Genomic DNA, 18,382 nt, shown 5'->3' with positions numbered 1-18,382 from the left:
CGGGGGAAGGAATCGAGCGCCCGATGGCGGACGAAGAGCACCACAGACCGTTCGAGCACCGCAGCCTGCTGGTGGTCTCCACGAACTACGCGCCGGAACTGACCGGCATCGGCCCGTACGCCGCCCAGCTCGCCGAGCACTGGGCCGCGTCCGGCGCCGACACCCATGTACTGGCCGGCATGCCGCACTACCCGGCCTGGCGGACCGACCCCGCCTACCGGGGCATGTGGCGCGCCGAGGAGCACCGCGCGGGCGTCACCGTCCACCGCAGGCGGCACTACGTACCGCCCCGGCAGAGCGCGTTACGCAGAGCCGCCTTCGAGGCGAGCATCCTGGCGCACGGCCTGCTCGCACCCCCCGCCGTACGGCCCGACGCGGTGGTCTCCCAGATGCCCAGCCTCGCCGGCGGAATCGTCGGCGCCCGCATCGCCCGCCGCCACCGGGTGCCGTACATACCCGTCGTCCAGGACCTGATGGGCGCCGCCGCCACGCAGAGCGGCATCCGGGGCGGCGACCGGGCGGCCGCCCTCGCCGCCCGCGCCGAACGGTTCGCCCTGCGCGCCGCCACCCTCGTCGGTGTCATCCACGAGAGCTTCGTCGCCCGCGTCGCCGCCTACGGCGTGGACCCCGGCCGCATCCGCACCGTTCCCAACTGGAGCCATGTGCGCACCCCTTCGGCCGACCGGGCCGCGACCCGGGCCAGGCTCGGCTGGCGCGAGGGCACCCCCGTCGTCCTGCACTCCGGGAACATGGGGCTCAAACAGGGCCTGGAGGTCCTGGTGGACGCCGCCCGCCTCGCCCCCGAGATCCGCATCGTCCTGATGGGCGACGGCAGCCGGCGCGACGCCCTGCGCGCCCGCGCCGCCGGACTGCCCAACCTGGAGTTCCTGCCCCCCGCCGACGCCGAGGAGTTCACCGACATCCTGGCCGCCGCCGACGTCCTCGCCGTCACCCAGCGCGCCTCGGTGCTCGACATGAGCGTCCCCTCCAAACTCACCTCCTACTTCGTCTCCGGCCGCCCCGTCGTCGCCTCGGTCGCCGACGAGGGCGGCACCGCCCAGGAGGTACGGCGCTCCGGAGCCGGACTCCTCGTCGCGCCCGAGGACCCGGCCGCCGTGCTCGGCGCCGTCCGCAAACTCGTCGAGTCACCCGCCGAGGCCGACGCGCTCGGCGCCGGCGGACCGCGCTACGTGGCACGCCATCTGGGGCGGGACGCCGCACTCGCCCGCTTCGACGCCCTGCTCACCGAGGCCCTGCAGGAAGACCGGGAGGGACCGCAGCGATGACCGAACCGATCCGCGCGCTGGACGAGCACGACGAGCCCGCCCTGCTGCGGGACCAGTTCCGCCAGCTCCTGCGCTACCGGGCCATCCTCGTCACCGGAGTGGTCCTCGGCCTCGTCGGCAGCGGCTGGCTCGCCCTGAGCGGCGAGGACACCTACGCCGCGACCGGCGAGGTCTCCGTACGCTCCGCCACCTCCGACCCCTTCGCCGCCGGCGCCTCCGCCGACAAGGGCATCAACATCGGCTCCGAACGCCAGACCGCCGTCAGCGACGTCGTCGGCACCATCGCGGCCGGCAGCCTCGCCAAGCACGGCGACACCGTCGAGGTCGGCGCCCTGCTCTCCGGCCTCCAGGTCACCAACCCGCCCAACACCCTCGTCCTCAAGTTCGCCTACACCGGCCGCACCCCCGAGCTGGCCAGGACCCGGGCCCAGGCCCTCGCCGAGGCCTACCTCGAAGTACGCCGCGAGCGCACCGAGGACAGCATCGACAACATGATCGACGGCTACCGCACCCAGCTGAAGCCGCTCACCGAACAGCGCGACCGGCTCGCCGAGCAGGAGACCGCCACCGGCGGCGGCGACGTCACCAGCGCACGCGCCAACCTCATCGTCGCCATCTCCGGACTCAACCAGAAGATCTCCGAACTGCGCGCCCTCGACACCACACCCGGCTACCTCAACAAGAAGCCCGTCGCACCCACACAACCCGCCGGGGCCGGGCTGCCGCTGCTCCTCGGGCTCGGCGGCGTCGTCGGACTCGCCCTCGGCCTGCTCATGTCGTGGGTGCGCCTCGTCTTCGACCCGGCCGTCCGCTCCACCAGGGAACTCGTCCGCTCCCTCGGCGCCCCGCTGCTCGGCAGCCTGCCCAGGGAACGCGGCGCCGCCCGCGCCCTGCTCGCGATCGGCCACCTCGGCAGCCGGCTCGCCGAGGAGTACCGGGCGATCGCCTTCCGGCTCGCCTACGACCCCTCCTTCGCCGAACGCCGCCGCCTCCTGGTCACCGCGCCACGCGGCGACAACGACATGGCCCGCGCCGCCGCCGCCAACCTCGCCGCCGCCTTCGCCGAGATGGGCCGGGACGTGCTGCTGGTCGAGGCCGACCTGCGCACCCCGTCCCTGGCCGAGGACCTCGGCGCGGTCCACCCCGGCCGGGGCCCCCGCTGGGCCACCGGCAACGAGGACCGCACCTGGCCCTCCGACAGCCGCGCCAACGTGGACGTCCCCGGATCGGGCGCCTTCACCCTGGTCGCCGGCCGCCCCACCGACAACGTGCCGCGCGCCCTGACCTCCGCCCCCGTCAGCAGGCTGCTCGCCGAGGGCGGCCGGCCCGGCGCCGTCGTCATCGTGCTCGCCCCGCCGGTCCTCTCCTACGCCGACGCCGTCGCCCTCGTGGACCGCGTCGAGGGCGTCGTCATCGTCTGCCGCCCCCGCGAGGTGCACCGCAGCGACCTGGAACGCATCCGCGAGATCATCGGCGCGGCCGGCGGCTCCGTCCTCGGCGCGGTCCTCCACCCCGGACACGGCAGACTGGAGCGGCGGACCCGCGCCAAGACCCCGGAGACCGGCGAACGGCGCGGCCGGCCCGCCGCCCAGAACCCCGCCGCACGCGGCCGGTACGGCGACCCCGACGTGGCGGGGCGCACCGGCGACCCGGCCGAGACCCTCGGACTGCGCACCGTGGACGGCGGCCCCGGACACGGTGGCCGCAACAGCGCAGCCGGACACAGATGAGGGCGCGCACCGCGATCGTCTGCGCGATCGCGGACCAGGGCGTGGCGGCCCTCACCAACATCCTGGTGCTGGTGGCCGCCGCCCGGCTCTCCACCGTCGAGGACTTCGCCCGCTTCTCCGCCGTCTACCTCGTCTTCACCGTGCTGCTCGGCGTCTGCGGCGCCTACACCGGCCAGCCGCTCGTCCTGCGCCGGGGCGGCGGCGAGGACACCCGCGGCGCCTGCCGGTCCGCCTGCTGCTTCACCCTGCTCGCCGCCACCGCCGCCGGCGCACCCCTCGCCGCCGTCTGCGCGCTGCTGCCGGGCTCCACGGCGGACGCCCTGATGACGCTGGGGCTGGTGCTGCCCGTCGTGCTCGGCCAGGACATCGCCCGCTACGCCTTCGCCACCCTGCACGCCCAGCACCTGGCCCTGACCTCCGACGCGCTGCGGCTGGTCTGCGTCATCGGCGCCCTCGCCCTGCAGCCCCACGGGGCACCGGCCGCCCGGCTGATCGCCGTCTGGGGGCTCTCCGCGCTGCCCGCGCTGCTGCTGTCCGCCGCCGCCGTGCACCGCAGAACGGCCGGCGCCCCGCTCGCCCTGCGGCCGTTCCTCGCCAAGGGGCACCTCGGCCGGCGGTTCGTCGTCGAGTTCGGCGTCGGCAACGCCACCTCGCAGCTCTCCGTGCTCGGCCTCGGCGCCGTCGGCAACCCGCTCGTCGTCGGCGCCCTGCGCGGCGCCACCACCCTCTTCGGCCCCCTCAACGTGCTGTTCACCTCCGCCACCGGCTTCGGCCCCCCGCTCCTGGGCCGCCTCGCCACCGACCGGCTCCGGGTGCGCGCCACCGCCGCGCTCGCCGCCGTCCTGGCCCTGACCGCCGCCTCCTGGACCACCGTCCTCGCCCTGCTCCCCGACTCCGCGGGCCGCCACCTCCTCGGCGCCACCTGGCCCACGGCGGCCTCGCTGCTCCCCGCCACCGGCAGCCAGTACGCGGCGATGGCCGCCGGCACCTGCGGACTGCTGGCCCTGCGCCTCCTGGACCCGCGCACCACGCTCGCCATCCAGGTGGTCTTCTCGCTCGCCGCCGTCGCCTTCCTCACCGGCGGCTATGTCATCGGCGGCGTGCCGGGCGCGGCCTGGGGCCTGTGCCTGGGCTCCGTCTGCAAGGCGATCGCCACCTGGGTCCGGGTGGCCCGGCTGCGCCGCGCCGGCACCCGGAGCCCGGTACGGGTCAGTGCGGACGCCGCCCGGACCTGAAACTGGTCACCATCGCCAGGCACAGGGCCGCGATCGCCAGCTTCCCGGCCGCCTGGAGCAACGGGCCGCGCAGCAGGATGAAGGTGTAGCCGGCGATCAGCGGCGCCGCGATCGCCAGCACACTGCCCGGCCCCGGTCCGTCCCGCGAGACCGCCCGCGCGTAACGCCGGTCGGTGCGCGCCGCCCCGTACCCGGTCAGCGCCAGGCCCCCGAGCACGCCCACCGCGCCGAAGTCGACCCACAGCTCCGTCCAGAGCGGCGCGGAGAGGTTGGTCATGTTCATCCCCATCCACTGCCCGACCCGCACCCCGGTGTCCTCCGGCTTCCCGCTCCACACCGCGCGGGGCACGAAGAAGAAGGCGGACCCCGCCAGCTGCCGCCCGTAGGTGTGCCCGCCGCGGGCATCCACCCAGGTCACGGTATTGGCGAACATCACCGTCTGGTCGTAGTCCTTGGTGGCCAGCGGCTCGAACACCGACGACGACTCCACCGGCCGGTACCCGTCGTCGTCGTAGCGGAACCGGTCCGCGTACGGGAACAGCACCAGCGCCCCGATCACCCCCAGCGCCAGCACCGAGCGATACATCGCGGCACTGCGCGGGAACGCCGTGAACAGCAGCGAGACCAGCACCGTCAGGAACCAGTAACGCGCATTCGAGATCGGGTTGTTGACGATGATGTTGACCACCGCCAGCGCACACCAGACCAGCACCGTGGACGGCGAGCGGCGGGCCCGGCGCGAGGTCACCAGCTTGCGCGTGTGGAACAGCAGCGCCAGCAGCGCGGGCACCGTGCCGAAACCCTTCAGGAACGCCGAGCCCACATTGGACTCGCCCGACGCAACGCCGCTCGCCGCCACCGAGGCGCTGATCTCCTGCCGGCTGGAGAAGAACACCGCGGGCCCGCCCACCTTCAGCACGTAGTACCCGCTCGCCGCGAACGCCAGCAGCACCAGCAGCCGCAGCCGCACCGGATGCGCCGTCGCCCCCCGGCCGTCGCCGCGCGCCCAGCGGCGCCGGCGCAGCGGGCGCCGCGACGCCAGCAGCGCCCCCAGGTCGAAGGCGGCACACCCCACCAGCACCAGCGCCACCGCCGTCACCAGATCACCGCGCGGGCCCACCATCGGCGTCGGCGTCTGGCCGATGACCGCCTGGGCGAACGCCGCCACCCCCATCGCGATGTACACGAACATCCAGAACACGCCCTGGAGCAGCCGCCGGCGCGTGGAAAGGATCATCGTGGCCAGCCGGGCCCCCGAGTAACAGGTGAGCACGAGCTGCAACCAGTACGCGGTGTCCCGGTCGCCGGTGCCGGGCTGGGCGGCGATCAGCGCCGGCAGGAAGCACACCAGGCCGAGGACGATCGGCACGGACAGCGCCCGCGACAGCATCGCCCAGGACAGCGGCGCGGCCGGCCGCCCGCTCGCCCGCACCGGCGCCGGGGACACCTCCTGGTGCAAGGACACCGTCAACTTCCCGTCTCCGAAACGTCGTTGTGTAGGCACACATTAACGAATCACCACACGTGAGGAGATGTGACGACTAGTCTGTGAGGGCCGGGAACGAGGGCGAGGGGGACCCTGGTGAAGATCCTGCACATCGTCACGCTGCACACACCGGACCACGCCTTCGGCGGTCCGACACGGGTGGCCCTGAACCTCTCCAGGGTGCAGCGCGCCGCAGGGGACGACGCCCGGATCATGGCGCTCGGCGACGGCTTCGACGGCCCCCTGCCCGACCAGGTGGAGGGCGTCCCCGTCCACCTCTTCCGGGCCCGCCATCTGCTGCCCGTGTTCGAGGTCAGCGGCATCACCTCCGGTGCCCTGCTGCGCGCCGCGCGCCGCATGATGCGCGGCGCCGACCTCGTCCACGTCCATCTGATGCGCGACCTGGTCACCCTGCCCGCCGCCCTGCTCGCCCTCGCCTCCGGCACCCCGCTGGTCGTCCAGACCCACGGCATGGTCGACCCCACCGAGAAACGGGTAGCCCAGCTCACCGACCTGCTCGGGGTGCGCAAGGTGCTGCGCGGCGCCGACGCCGTGCTCCACCTCACCGAGGCCGAGCGGCTCGACGTCAACGCCGTCGCCGCCCCGGTCGCCCTCACCCGGACCGTGCGCCTGGTCAACGGGGTGCGGCCGCAGGAGTTCAAGTCCGCCCGCCCCGCAGGCCGCCCGCCGACCGTGCTGTTCCTCGCCCGCATCCAGGCCCGCAAGCGCCCGGAGGACTTCGTGTCGGCCATGCCCGCCGTCCTCGCCGCCCACCCGGACGCCCGCTTCGTCCTCGCCGGACCCGACACCGGGGCCCTGCCCGGCACCCTCGACCTGGCCCGCAGGCTCGGCGTCATGGACGCGCTGGACCATGTCGGCCCCCTCGGCCACGAAGAGGTGCTGGCCGCCGGCCGGGAGGCCGATGTGTACGTGCTGCCGTCGATCGAGGAACCCCTGGGCGTCTCGGTGCTCGAAGCGATGTCCGTGGGCACCCCGGTCGTCATCACCCGCACCTGCGGCCTCGGCCCGGATGTGGCGAGGGCCGGGGCCGGCCGGGTGATCGACAGCCGCGTCGGCCAGGACGCCGCCAACGCGGACAAGGTCGCGCGGGCGATCCTGGAACTGCTGGAGCCGGAGGCCAACGCGGCCGCGGGCAGGGCCGCCCACGGACTGGTCGGCGAGCACTTCACCATCGACGTCGTCACCCGCACCCTCCGGCGGACCTACGAGGACGTGGTCCGCCGGAGGAACCCGCACCTCAACCGGACGGCTTCTCCCGCGACTTGAGGGCGATCTGCCAGCGGTAGAAGCTCATCGCCAGGGCGAAGTCGAAGCCGGCGCGCCCGTCCAGGAACCCCCGCCGGTAGACGTACATGTAGGCGAACGACACCAGCGGTTTGAACGGCGCCCGGTGGAACACCTGCCCCTGCCGCGACTTCGCGCGCCGCACCTGCTCCTTGACCTCCGGGTGGTGGTTCAGCCACGCCTCCCAGTCCGAGTACCGGTTGTGCCGCTCGAACCACGCCGAGACCGGGTCCAGGTCCTGGTGCTCGATCGGATGGACCAGCGCCGCCGTGCTCTGCGCGACCGGCTGGTAGTGCCCCTCCACCTCGCCGATCCCCGGCGCGTCCAGATCGCCCACCTCCGGGTAGTGGCAGCGGGTCCGGTCGGTCAGCGACCGCTTGCGGATGGTGTAGCCGTGCCGCAGCCGCTTCCCCGAGAACCAGTAGCCGAGCGGGATGTCGTACGCCGCCGGCCTCGGCGCCCGCGGATCGGCGAAGACCTGACGCAGCTCGGCCAGCAGTCCGGGGCTCAGCCGCTCGTCCCCGTCGAGCAGCAGAATCCAGTCCAGGTCCGTACGGACATGGTCCAGGCACCACTGCTTCTTCCGGGGGTGCCCGCCGTCCCAGGTGTACAGGACGACCTCCGCACCGCACTCCGCCGCGATCTTCGCCGTGTCGTCGGAGCTGTGCGAGTCCACGACGACCACCGCCTCGAAATGGTCGATGACCGACCGCACGGCCTCCGCGATGTTGAGCCCCTCGTTCTTCGTGGGGATCGCCACGGCTATCGGCAGCTTGTTCATCCGTTGTCCCCTTCGGGCAGCCAGGCGTAGCAGCCTGTGGAGGTGAAGGCGAGTGCCGCCTCGGTGATCGTGAGCGTGCTGCGCCTCCCGTCGCCGGAGGAGCCCGAGTCCAGCACCTTTCCGCCGCGCCCCGTCACCTCCCAGGAGCAGGCACGGGTGGGGGAGACGTTCCGGTAGCGGCCGGGCCGCAGCGCCGCGCCCCGGTGCACACCGTCGGCGTAGCCGAGCGCGGCCCGGTCCACCACCTCCTGGTGCCGGGGGCACAAATGGGCGACGGCGGGTGCCGCGTCGGCCACCTCGCCCGTCACGACGGCACCCACCGCCGTGTCCGGGTCCACCTTGACCAGATACCTGAGCCGGTCGCAGGTCTCCTGCCCGGTCTCCAGCACCGCCGCCGGGTCGGTGCCCACGGGCACCCGGTCGGTGAGGTACTCCTTCTGCTTCTCGGTGAACGTGCCGGTGGCCGGCGTCAGCCGGTCGGTGGGGACGGTGGGCGGCTCGCTGCTCCGGGCGGGCCGGGGCCCGGCGGACGCGGGCCCGGAGGGCTCCGCGTCCGTCCCGGCCACCGGCCCGGAGGAGGAGGCGGCGGGCGGTGTACCCGCCGCCCGTCCGCCGCCGCTCCCGCCGTCGTCCCCGTCACCGGAGGACGAACCGCAGGCCGCCAGCACCGCCGTCGCCAGGGCGACGGCGGCACCGGTCAGGAACGGATACCTCATCCACCCGTCCTCAGCGCGTAGTGGGCGGCGACCTGCGAGGAGCTGAGCACGGTGGGATACACCGCGGTCTCGTCGATCTGCCCGGCGAAGTAGTTGCTGGAGGGCCGGTTGGGCCAGGTGGCGAGGTTGTCCCCGCCGACCCGCCAGTAGCCGGTGTAGTTCGCGTTCTTGGTGTACAGGGGGTTCCAGGCGCGGCGCTGCCCGTCCACGTACAGGGCCATGCCGCCCGGCCCCTGGGTGGCCACGACGTGGTGCCAGGCACCGTCGTTGTAGGCCCCGGTGGTGCTGACGGTCTGGCCGCCGTTGTTGCTGGTGCCGAAGGTCAGCCGCCCGTTGTTGAGCATGTACACGTGCTTGTCGTACTTGCCGCTCAGCTCCATGGTGTTGCTGCCGAAGCCGATGATCTTCCCGCCGCGCGTGGTCGTGGTCTTGATCCAGGTCTCCACGGAGAACGTCGAGACGCCCGACCTGCTCCGGTTGCTGTACGCGTACTCGTTGCTGCCGTTGAACCCGATCGCCGTGGAGGGACCGGGGACGGCGGCCGGAGTCTGCCGGTACGCGGGAGAGTTGCGCAGGAAGCCGTTGTCCAGCGAGTCCGTGGTGTCGGCGGCGAACGTCGAGACGCCCTCGTCGTAGCGCCAGTAGAGCGAGGCGCCGTCCGCCACGACCCGCTGCGGGTACGCCTCGGCCTCCGAGGCGGCGACGGCCGTCACGGCGGGCGACTTGGCGCTGGTGTTGGTGCCGTCGCTCGCGCTGATCCGGTACGTGTGCGTCTCGCCCGGCGCCACGTCGGTGTCCGTCCACCGCAGCTGCGGCCGGTCCCAGAAGACCGAGTAGCCCGTCGTGGTGTACACCGGGGTGCTCGCCCCGTCCTTGTAGACGCGGTACGTGAGGGTCCCGTCGTCGGTGTCGAAGCTGGTCTGCCAGTTGACGTCCACCCGGTCCGGTTCGACCGTGGACACACTCACGTTGGGCACCCAGGGCGCCCCGGTGTCCGGGCCGTCCGCGAAGCGGGTGAGCCCCTGCTGCGGCTTGCTGTTGACCGTGGTGAACTCGCCGCCCACCCACAGGTAGTGGTGGCCGCCCTTGTCCGTCTGCGCCATCACGCGCGGGCCGACCGGCTCACCGATCCCGTCATTGGTGTCCGGGAACCACGGCAGCAGCTTCGGGTCGTCCACCGACTGGGCCAGCAGATGCTTGCGCGGCTGGTCGGGGAACTCGCCCATCGAGGAGCAGTCGTGCGCGTGGCTGCCGCTGTAGAGCACCCCGCTGTGCACCAGGATCGCCTGGGTGGCCCCCAGGCAGGTGTCGCGCCACACCTGGTCGAACGTGGTGAGGTCCAGGGCGATGCGGCCGTCGAACACCCCGCCCCCGGTGCCCTCGTTGGCGGTGTAGAACTGCTTGGCGTCGCTGGTGAGGTCCTGCACCGTGGAGGTGTTCGGGATGAATCCCGGGTAGCTCCGGTCGATCGCCCCGGTGGCCGAGTCCACCACCGCGAGCGCGTGGCTGTTGGTGTTGTTCACCCGGAAGAAGTCCCCGCCGAGCACCACGTGCTGCCCGTCCGGTGTGACCTCCAGCGCCCGGCCCACCTCGTCCGCGTTCGCCGTCCACGGCTTCAGCTGGGCGCCGGTGGTGACGGCGGCGAAGTAGTTGCGGTTCTGCCCCTCCACACTGTTGAAGTCGCCCCCGAAGTACACCGTGTCGCCGGTGACCGCGAGTGCCCGCACGGTGGCGGACACGGCGACCTTGAAGTCCTGGCGCGGGGTGCAGGTGGCGGTGTCGATGGCCGCGATGTTGCTGACGCCCTCACCGTTCACCGCCCCGAACCGGCCGCCCGCGTACAGCGTCGAGCCGTCCGGGGACAGGGCCAGCGCCCGCACCGTCGCGGTGCCCGAGGAGAGGGTGAAGGACAGGGAGCAGCCGGTGGGCCCGCCCGTCGCGGCGTCGAACGCCGCGAAGTTCACGGCGGGCTGCTCCGAGGTGCCTGCCGCAGCCCCCGGCGGCCGCAAGGTGGAGAAGGTGCCGCCCGCGTAGACCACCCCGTCGTCGGACGCGGCCATCGACCAGACGATGCCGTTGGTCTGCCAGGTGGACAGGTCGTCCGCGGTGATGGAGACGGGCGGGGTGAGGGCGGCCGCGGGGGTACCGCTCGCCGCGGCGGCGCTCAGCGCACCGGCGAGCAGGCAGAGCGCCGCGGCCGCGGCCCGTGTCCGGCCGGGCCGGCGCCCCGTGGTGGGTTTCATCATTCAGCTCCGAAGGTGAGAACGGGCTGCGGCCGGTGGGCCGCGGTTGCTGCCCCGCCCGGCCGGCTGCCGGTGGGGACGGTCGAGAACGCGGAACCTGTCGGTCCCGCCCTACCGGTCCACCCGTACGGCGGTTCCGGCGAGTTCGTCGGCGAGCCGGCGCACATCGGCGTCGACCATGATCCGGGCCAGCTCACGGGACCGCACGGCCGGTTTCCAGCCGAGCAGCTCACCGGCCTTGGAGGCGTCCCCGATCAGCGCGTCCACCTCGCTGGGCCGTTCGTACTTGGCGTCGTAGCGGACGTACTCGCGCCAGTCGAGGCCGGCGTGCTGGAAGGCGTACTCCAGGAACTGCCGCACGCTGACGCCCTCACCGGTGGCCACCACGTAGTCGTCCGGGGTGTCGCACTGGAGCATCCGCCACATCGCGTCCACGTACTCGGGGGCGTACCCCCAGTCGCGTACCGCGTCCAGGTTGCCCAGGTGCAGCCGGGTCTGCAGCCCGGCCTTGATCCGGGCCACCGCACGGGTGATCTTCCGGGTCACGAAGGTCTCCCCGCGCCGCGGCGACTCGTGGTTGAACAGAATCCCGTTCACCGCGAACATGCCGTACGCCTCACGGTAGTTGACCGTCGCCCAGTACGAATACACCTTGGCGACGCTGTACGGGCTGCGCGGGTGGAACGGGGTCAGCTCGTTCTGCGGGGGCGGGTTGGCGCCGAACATCTCGGAGGACGACGCCTGGTAGACACGGGTGTCGATGCCGCTGGCCCGGACCGCCTCCAGGAGCCGAATCGTGCCGAGCCCGGTGACGTCGCCGGTGTACAGCGGCGCGTCGAAGGAGACCCGCACATGCGACTGCGCGCCCAGGTTGTAGACCTCGTCGGGACGGATGTCCCGCAGCAGGTTCACCAGCGCCACCCCGTCGGCGAGATCGGCGTGGTGTAACACGAAGGACCGGTTCTCCTGCTCCGGGCCCTGGTAGATGTGGTCGATCCGCTCGGTGTTGAAGCTCGACGAGCGGCGGATCAGGCCATGGACCGTGTAGCCCTTCCGGAGCAGGAGCTCGGACAGGTACGAACCGTCCTGTCCGGTCACCCCGGTGATGAGCGCGGTCTTCGCCACCTTTCCCCCTTCTGTGTGTGCCCGTGGGGCAGTTGATCGTGGAATCCCGAGGGCCGGGCGGTTCGGGCAAAACGTCACCGTTCCCACCGGTCGCTGGCACAATCCGTCAGCATGACGACTGATCTCCCCGGCCCTCACCGGGAACGCGTCCCGTCCCTGTTACGCCCCGGTTCCCGTGTGTTCGTCGCCGGCCACCGGGGTCTGGTGGGTTCGGCGGTGGCCCGCCGCCTCACCGCCGACGGCCACGAGGTGATCACGCGCGGCCGTGACCTCCTCGATCTGAGGGACGCCGGGGCGACCGCCGCCTTTCTGCGCGACATACGCCCGGACGCCGTGGTGCTGGCCGCCGCGCGGGTCGGCGGGATCATGGCGAACAGCACGTATCCCGTGCAGTTCATCGAGGACAACCTGCACATCCAGCTGAGCGTGATCGCCGGGGCGCACGCGGCCGGCACCGAGCGGCTCCTCTTCCTCGGCTCGTCCTGCATCTACCCGAAGCTGGCCCCGCAGCCGATCCCCGAGAGCGCACTGCTCACCGGGCCCCTGGAGCCCACCAACGAGGCGTACGCGCTGGCGAAGATCGCCGGCATCGTGCAGACGCAGTCCTACCGGCGCCAGTACGGCGCCTCCTACATCAGCGCCATGCCGACCAATCTCTACGGCCCCGGCGACAGCTTCGACCTGGAGACCTCGCATGTGCTGCCCGCCCTGATCCGCCGCTTCCACGAGGCCCGTGAGTCCGATGCCCCCACCGTCACCCTCTGGGGCTCCGGCACCCCCCGGCGCGAGTTCCTGCACGTGGACGACCTCGCCGCCGCCTGTGTGCTCCTGCTGGAGCGCTACGACGACGACACGCCCGTCAACATCGGCTGCGGCGAGGACCTCACCATCCGCGAACTCGCCGAGACCGTCGCGGAAGTGACGAAGTATCAGGGCGAGATCGGCTGGGACACCGGCAAACCCGACGGCACCCCGCGCAAACTCCTGGACGTCTCCCGGCTGAACGCCCTCGGCTTCACCCCGCGCGTCCCGCTGCGGGAGGGCGTGGCGGACACCTACTCCTGGTGGCTGCGACAGCCGGGCGCCTAGGGCGCGTCCGCCCCGGTGGCCCGCACCCGCCCGCGGCGGGCGGGCCACCCCGGCTCCGGCTCCCGTCACTCCGGCCTCCATACCGGCCCCCGCTCTCAGTACGCCCCGCGGCCGTCGGTGACGGCGCGCAGCGTACGGGCCATGAGCCCCATGTCCGTGGCCACCGACCAGTTGTCGACGTACCAGAGGTCCAGCGAAACGGTCTCCTGCCAGGACAGGTCCGAGCGGCCGCTGACCTGCCACAGGCCCGTCAGGCCGGGTTTCACCGCGAGCCGGCGCAACTCGCGCTCGTCGTAGCGGGACACCTCGTCCGGCAGCGGCGGACGCGGACCTACCAGGGACATGTCACCCTTGAGCACGTTGATGAGCTGGGGCAGTTCGTCCAGGGACGAGCGGCGCAGCAGCCGGCCGAGGCGGGTGACCCTGGGGTCGCGGCGCATCTTGAACATCGGGCCGTCGTTCTCATTCGCCGCCGTCAGCCGCGCCTTGCGCTGCTCGGCGTCCGCCACCATCGTGCGGAACTTCCACATGACGAACGGCCGGTTGTGCCGCCCCTGGCGGATCTGCCGGTGGAAGACCGGCCCCTTCGAGGTGAGCCGCACCGCCGCCGCGATCAGCAGCAGGAACGGGGCCAGCGCGGTCAGGCCGCACACGGCGCCCGCCCGGTCCACCGCGGCCTTGAGCACCGGCTGGAGCCCCCGGCGCCGCGGCGGCACGATGTGCAGCAGGGTCAGCCCGGCCACCGACGAGGGGCGCACCCGGTCCGCCGCGGTCTCCGAGAGGTGGGACAGCACGGAGAGTTCGAGCCCGCCGTCGTGCAGCCCCCAGGACAGGCGCCGCAACCGGTCCTCGGTGAGCCGGGGACCCGGCACCACCAGGGCGAGGTTCGCCTCATGGGCGAAGGCCGCCCCCAGCACCGTGGAGGCGTCGTCCCCCGCGGGCTCCGGCGCCAGCCGCCCCGGCACCGGGACCTCGCAGGTCAGCGGGGCCGTGCCGACGGGCAGGGCGGCCACCACGAGATGGCCGTGGCCCGCCCGCGAGGTCAGCAGCCCCACCGCCCGGTCCACGCCCTCCGCCTCGCCGACCACCAGCACCCGGCGCACCGTGCGGCGCCGCCCGGACCAGTGGACGCCGCGCGCCCACGAGGTGCCCGCGGCCGTCAGCAGGCCGGGTATGAGCGCCACCACGGCCGCCGCCGGGTCGATGGACCGGTCGATCACGGTCCACAGCACCGCCAGCACACCGATGAGCAGCAGCCAGTCGCCGGGCGTGGTCAGCGCCCCCGGTGGCCGCCCCGGTATGCGTAACGCGTATCTGCCCCGCGCGGCCCGCACCCCGCACCACACCGCGGTGGCCGCGAGCGCCCCGGCGAGGGCTCCGGGCTGTCCGCCGGCGCGGAGCACGAGCCAGGCCGGTAACCCCAGGCCGGCCGCCTCGACGCAAACGACCAGGGGCAGTAACCGGCCGCCGCCGGCGCCCACCGACCGGGCGGCGCGTCCGCGCGGCATGGCCGAAACCCGCCTCGGGTGGCGCGAGCCCCGGCCGGACGGCAGGCCGGACGAAGTCCTCGGACGTGGCGCCCCCGCCAGTCCCATGGGCCTCGGTATGTCGGATTCGGGTAGCTCGACATGCCCCATGAACCCCCCAGTCACAGTCGCATCGCCATAAACGGGGCACATCCGCCGATCCCGTGGATGACGGACGCGCCTTCGCTCGGTGCACGATATCCACACACATGGCATTTCGCTGGAGTTCCGGTGAAGTTCAGACAGGCGCGGCGATCCGGGACTCGTCCCGATCCGTACCGGATCTCAGGTTCTGTGCGCACCTGTTGGTATGTGGGCCACGCCGCTGTCGGCGGGTGTGCGGACATGTATCTCGGTTTCCCCCACTACGGTACGTGCCCGCACGGTGGCGGGGGCGGTATTCGGCCCGCTCGCCTCCGGGTGCCCGAAAACCGTCTGGGAGAATGCGGTGCCGGGGGAGACGTACCCGGCACCACGAACGGAAGAGGTAGGCACGGTGACCCCCGCGGCGAAGAACTGGGCCGGCAACATCACCTTCGGCGCGAGGCGGCTGTGCGTACCGCGCTCGGTGCGCGAACTGCGCGAGACGGTGGCCGCCTCCGACGCGGTACGCCCCCTGGGCACCCGGCACTCCTTCAACACCGTCGCCGACACCACCGGCGACCACATCTCGCTCGCGGGCCTGCCGCGCACCGCCGACATCGATGTCCCCGGCCGCACGGTCTCCCTCACCGCGGGGCTCGCCTACGGCGAGTTCGCCGCCGAACTGCACGAGCGCGGTCTCGCCCTGGCCAACCTGGGCTCGCTGCCGCACATCTCCGTGGCCGGAGCCGTCGCCACCGGCACACACGGCTCCGGTGTCGGCAACCGCTCCCTGGCGGCCGCCGTCCGCGGCCTCACCCTGGTGACGGCCGACGGCGGGACGCGCACCCTGGGGCGCCACGACGCCGACTTCCCCGGCGCGGTGGTGTCCCTGGGCGCACTCGGTGTGGTCACCTCGCTCGACCTGGATCTGGTGCCCGCCTTCGACGTACGGCAGTGGGTGTACGAGGATCTGCCCGAGGCCACCCTGACCGCGCGCTTCGACGAGGTGATGGCCGCCGCGTACAGCGTCAGCGTCTTCACCGACTGGCGCCCCGGACCGGTCGGCCAGGTGTGGCTGAAGCGGCGGGCGGACGACGGCGGCCCCGACCCGATGCCCGCCGGGTGGCTGGGCGCCCGCCTCGCGGACGGCCCCCGGCACCCGGTCCCCGGCATGCCCGCCGGGAACTGCACCCGCCAGCAGGGTGTGCCCGGTCCGTGGTTCCGGCGGCTGCCGCACTTCCGGATGGAGTTCACCCCGAGCAACGGCGACGAACTCCAGTCGGAGTACTTCGTGGCCCGCCGGGACGCCGTCGCCGCGTACGAGGCGCTGGCCCGGATGCGCGAGCGGATCGCCCCGGTGCTCCAGGTGTCCGAGATCCGCACGGTCGCCGCCGACGGGTTGTGGCTGAGCCCCGCGTACGGCAGGGACTCGGTGGCGTTCCACTTCACCTGGGCGCCGGACGCGGACGCCGTCGCACCGGTCGTCGCTCGGATCGAGGAGGCGCTGGCCCCGTTCGGTGCCCGGCCGCATTGGGGCAAGGTGTTCACCACCGCCCCCGAGGTGCTGCGCACGCTGTATCCGCGCTACGCGGACTTCGAGGCGCTGATGGCCCGCCAGGACCCGGACGGCGTCTTCCGCAACCGGTTCCTGGACCGCTGCTTCCCGCGCTGAACCGCGCGTTCAGCGGGCGCGGCGCTCGTCCTGGGCGCGGGAGGGCCAGGCGGTGGCGGACCGGCCGGGTGCGAGCTGGTCCACCACCTCGGCCAGTTCCTCGCAGGCGCTCTCGATGCGGCGCCGGACGTTGTCCTGCTCGGTGACGACGGCGGCGAGCAGCAGCGCGGTGAGGGAAACGGCCCCGTTCAGCACGGTGAGGCTGATCATCACCTCCACCATGGTGTGCTCCTGGAAGGGGCCGTTCCGGGCGGTGCCCGCCAGCACCGCGAGCACCGACACCAGCAGGGCGCAGGGCGCGGTCCCGGCGAGCTGGAAGCGCAGGGCGGCCCAGATGAGGATCGGGAACACCAGATAGATCATCGACAGGGTGCTCTGGGTGGCCACCACCGCCGCCACGACCGCGACGACCGAGAGCGCCCCGGCCTCCACCCAGCGGTCGCTGAGCCGGGGCGGCCGCGCCCGCCGCAGGACCAGCACCATCGGCGTCACCATGAGCACCCCCATCGCGTCGCCCGCCCACCAGGCCGCCCACACCGACCAGAAGTCGGCGGACGGGATCTTCTCGTCGGCGACGAGCATCCCGGCCCCCGCCGTCGCGCTGATCACCATCGGGAGCATCCCGCCGAGGAAGACCAGCACGATCCCGTCGCGCAGCCGGTCCAGTTCCACGCGGAAACCGGCCCGGCGCAGCATCAGATACGCGCACAGCGGCGCCAGGGTGCTGGCCGCCACGGTGACCGCGGTGGCCGGGCGCACCGTCCCGCTCAGCACGGTGACGACGACCAGCGAGCCGATCGCGATGCCGGGCCAGACCCGCACGCCCAAGCACAGCAGGGCGCCCAGCGCGACCCCGGTCGGCGGCCACAGCGGGGTGACCACGGCCCCGTGGACGGTGACCTCCCGCAGCAGCCCCAGCCGCGCCGAACCGTAGTAGACGGCGGCGACGGCCGCCACGCGCAGCACCGCGATCAGGTGTCTGCGGGTCTTCTCGCTGCGGATCACGCCTCTCATCAGACACCGGCCCCGGGGCGGACGGCGGCGTGACACGCACGGGTGGCCGGAGCCCGCCTCATCCGCCGGACGAGAGGCGTTCGTGGCGCAGGACCAGCACCGCCGCGTCGTCCTCGTGCCCGGTGTGCTCGGCGGCGCCCAGGATCGCGTCGGCCAGCGCCTCCGCGTCCTCGCCCGTCCGGGACCGGGCGAGCCGCACCACCTCGGCGAGACCGTCGTCCAGGGAGTACGAGGGTCCCTCGACCACCCCGTCCGTCATCAGCACGAAGACGCCCTCGTCGGCGAGCTGCCGGGTGGTGACCGGGTACTCCTCGCCGGGCAGCACCCCCAGGGGCAGCCCGCCCTCGTCGTCCGTGGTGCCCGCCCGGCCGTCCGCCGTGGCCCAGACGGCGGCCACATGGCCGGCCCGCGCGCTGCGCAGCAGCCGGGTCACGGGGTCGATGCTGACGAAGGTGCAGGTCGCGAGGAGGCTGGAGTCCGCTGCCAGCAGGACGTCGTTGGTGCGGCGCATGACCTCGCCCGGATCGGCGTCCGCCACCGCGAGGGCGCGCATCGCGATGCGGATCTGGCCCATGAAGGCCGCCGCCTCCACGTCATGGCCCTGGACGTCCCCGATGGCGAACGCCAGCGAGCCGTCGGGGAGCACGAACCCGTCGTACCAGTCGCCGCCGATGTCCAGCCCGCCGCGCGCCGGGGAGTAGCGGGCGGCGCTGCGCAGGCCGGGCAGCGAGGGCAGGTCGGAGGGCAGCATCTCCCGCTGCAGCGCCTCGGCCAGCTCCACCCTCGCCTGGTGCAGTTCCACCTCGCGACGGGCCCGTGACGTGAGGTCGTGGAGGGTGGTGAGCAGTTCGTCGGAGCTGGCCGACCGGGGACGACGCCGGTTCATGGGCCGCTCCGCGGGGGCTGTGGGGTGGCGGACAGGAGAGGGCGGGCCGCACCCCGGAGCGGTTCGGCCGGGGTGCCGGGGCGGCCGCGGCCACGATGGCCGACGCCCTGTCCGCATCCTATTTCGGCGGGGGTCCGGGCGCAGGCCGGGGCCGGTGGACGGGCGGCGGCGGCCGGTCGGGGGGATGCTGGAGGTGGACCCGTG

Annotated in this window: 14 protein-coding genes; 6 read left to right on the top strand and 8 right to left on the bottom strand. The window is 73.2% G+C overall.

Annotated elements, in window-relative coordinates; genetic code table 11:
* Positions 1 to 23: 23 nt before the first annotated feature.
* The 3 genes from OG710_RS01715 to OG710_RS01705 are packed head-to-tail and all read left to right on the top strand — an operon-like array spanning position 24 to position 4,251.
* Positions 24 to 1,286 (top strand): glycosyltransferase, encoded by a 1,263-nt coding sequence (locus OG710_RS01715; RefSeq protein ID WP_330237758.1) that lies wholly within the window; start codon positions 24 to 26, stop codon positions 1,284 to 1,286.
* Entirely contained in the window at positions 1,283 to 3,016 is a 1,734-nt protein-coding gene (locus tag OG710_RS01710) for a lipopolysaccharide biosynthesis protein (RefSeq protein ID WP_330237757.1), read from the top strand. Before OG710_RS01715 ends, OG710_RS01710 begins: the two co-directional genes overlap by 4 nt.
* Complete coding sequence (locus tag OG710_RS01705; protein ID WP_330237756.1) at positions 3,013 to 4,251, top strand: hypothetical protein; 1,239 nt, start codon at positions 3,013 to 3,015, stop codon at positions 4,249 to 4,251. Before OG710_RS01710 ends, OG710_RS01705 begins: the two co-directional genes overlap by 4 nt.
* Here OG710_RS01705 and OG710_RS01700 read toward each other — a convergent pair.
* The gene (locus tag OG710_RS01700; RefSeq protein ID WP_330242129.1) at positions 4,226 to 5,641 is read right to left on the bottom strand and encodes a hypothetical protein; all 1,416 of its coding nucleotides are present in this window, start codon (positions 5,639 to 5,641) and stop codon (positions 4,226 to 4,228) included. The two genes, OG710_RS01705 and OG710_RS01700, sit on opposite strands and share 26 nt — an antisense overlap.
* Positions 5,642 to 5,833: 192 nt before the next feature.
* Between OG710_RS01700 and OG710_RS01695 the strand changes: the two genes are divergently transcribed.
* Complete coding sequence (locus tag OG710_RS01695; protein ID WP_330237755.1) at positions 5,834 to 7,024, top strand: glycosyltransferase; 1,191 nt, start codon at positions 5,834 to 5,836, stop codon at positions 7,022 to 7,024.
* Here the strand turns inward: OG710_RS01695 and OG710_RS01690 are convergent.
* From OG710_RS01690 to gmd, 4 genes are all read right to left on the bottom strand, one after another.
* Complete coding sequence (locus OG710_RS01690; protein ID WP_330237754.1) at positions 6,996 to 7,823, bottom strand: glycosyltransferase family 2 protein; 828 nt, start codon at positions 7,821 to 7,823, stop codon at positions 6,996 to 6,998. The two genes, OG710_RS01695 and OG710_RS01690, sit on opposite strands and share 29 nt — an antisense overlap.
* Positions 7,820 to 8,539, bottom strand: coding sequence for a hypothetical protein (locus tag OG710_RS01685; RefSeq protein ID WP_330237753.1), 720 nt, complete (start codon positions 8,537 to 8,539; stop codon positions 7,820 to 7,822). Before OG710_RS01685 ends, OG710_RS01690 begins: the two co-directional genes overlap by 4 nt.
* Positions 8,536 to 10,785, bottom strand: coding sequence for a LamG domain-containing protein (locus tag OG710_RS01680; RefSeq protein ID WP_330237752.1), 2,250 nt, complete (start codon positions 10,783 to 10,785; stop codon positions 8,536 to 8,538). Before OG710_RS01680 ends, OG710_RS01685 begins: the two co-directional genes overlap by 4 nt.
* A 108-nt stretch (positions 10,786 to 10,893) precedes the next feature.
* Positions 10,894 to 11,907 carry a GDP-mannose 4,6-dehydratase gene (gene gmd / locus OG710_RS01675; protein ID WP_330237751.1) on the bottom strand — a complete coding sequence of 338 codons (1,014 nt, stop codon included), beginning with the start codon at positions 11,905 to 11,907 and terminating at the stop codon, positions 10,894 to 10,896.
* 111 nt (positions 11,908 to 12,018) lie between these two features.
* On the opposite strand from gmd, the gene OG710_RS01670 reads away from it, so the two are divergent.
* The gene (locus OG710_RS01670; RefSeq protein ID WP_330237750.1) at positions 12,019 to 12,996 is read left to right on the top strand and encodes a GDP-L-fucose synthase family protein; all 978 of its coding nucleotides are present in this window, start codon (positions 12,019 to 12,021) and stop codon (positions 12,994 to 12,996) included.
* A gap of 95 nt (positions 12,997 to 13,091) precedes the next feature.
* On the opposite strand, the gene OG710_RS01665 is transcribed toward OG710_RS01670, so the two are convergent.
* Positions 13,092 to 14,591, bottom strand: a complete 1,500-nt coding sequence (locus OG710_RS01665) for a sugar transferase (RefSeq protein WP_330237749.1) — start codon at positions 14,589 to 14,591, stop codon at positions 13,092 to 13,094.
* Between the two features lie 427 nt (positions 14,592 to 15,018).
* On the opposite strand from OG710_RS01665, the gene OG710_RS01660 reads away from it, so the two are divergent.
* On the top strand, positions 15,019 to 16,278 hold the full coding sequence (locus OG710_RS01660; protein ID WP_330237748.1) for a D-arabinono-1,4-lactone oxidase: 1,260 nt from the start codon (positions 15,019 to 15,021) through the stop codon (positions 16,276 to 16,278).
* A gap of 9 nt (positions 16,279 to 16,287) precedes the next feature.
* On the opposite strand, the gene OG710_RS01655 is transcribed toward OG710_RS01660, so the two are convergent.
* Together OG710_RS01655 and OG710_RS01650 are read right to left on the bottom strand one after the other, a co-directional pair.
* Positions 16,288 to 17,283: an MASE1 domain-containing protein gene (locus tag OG710_RS01655; protein WP_330237747.1), complete on the bottom strand. Its 996-nt coding sequence runs from the start codon at positions 17,281 to 17,283 to the stop codon at positions 16,288 to 16,290.
* Positions 17,284 to 17,350: 67 nt separating this feature from the next.
* Positions 17,351 to 18,178, bottom strand: coding sequence for a PP2C family protein-serine/threonine phosphatase (locus OG710_RS01650; RefSeq protein WP_330237746.1), 828 nt, complete (start codon positions 18,176 to 18,178; stop codon positions 17,351 to 17,353).
* Positions 18,179 to 18,382: the final 204 nt, after the last annotated feature.

The organism is Streptomyces sp. NBC_00525, from assembly GCF_036346595.1.
In the GTDB taxonomy this organism is placed as follows: domain Bacteria; phylum Actinomycetota; class Actinomycetes; order Streptomycetales; family Streptomycetaceae; genus Streptomyces.
The sequence above is the reverse complement of the archived record's forward strand: the minus strand, read 5'-3'. Positions and strand labels throughout refer to the sequence as shown.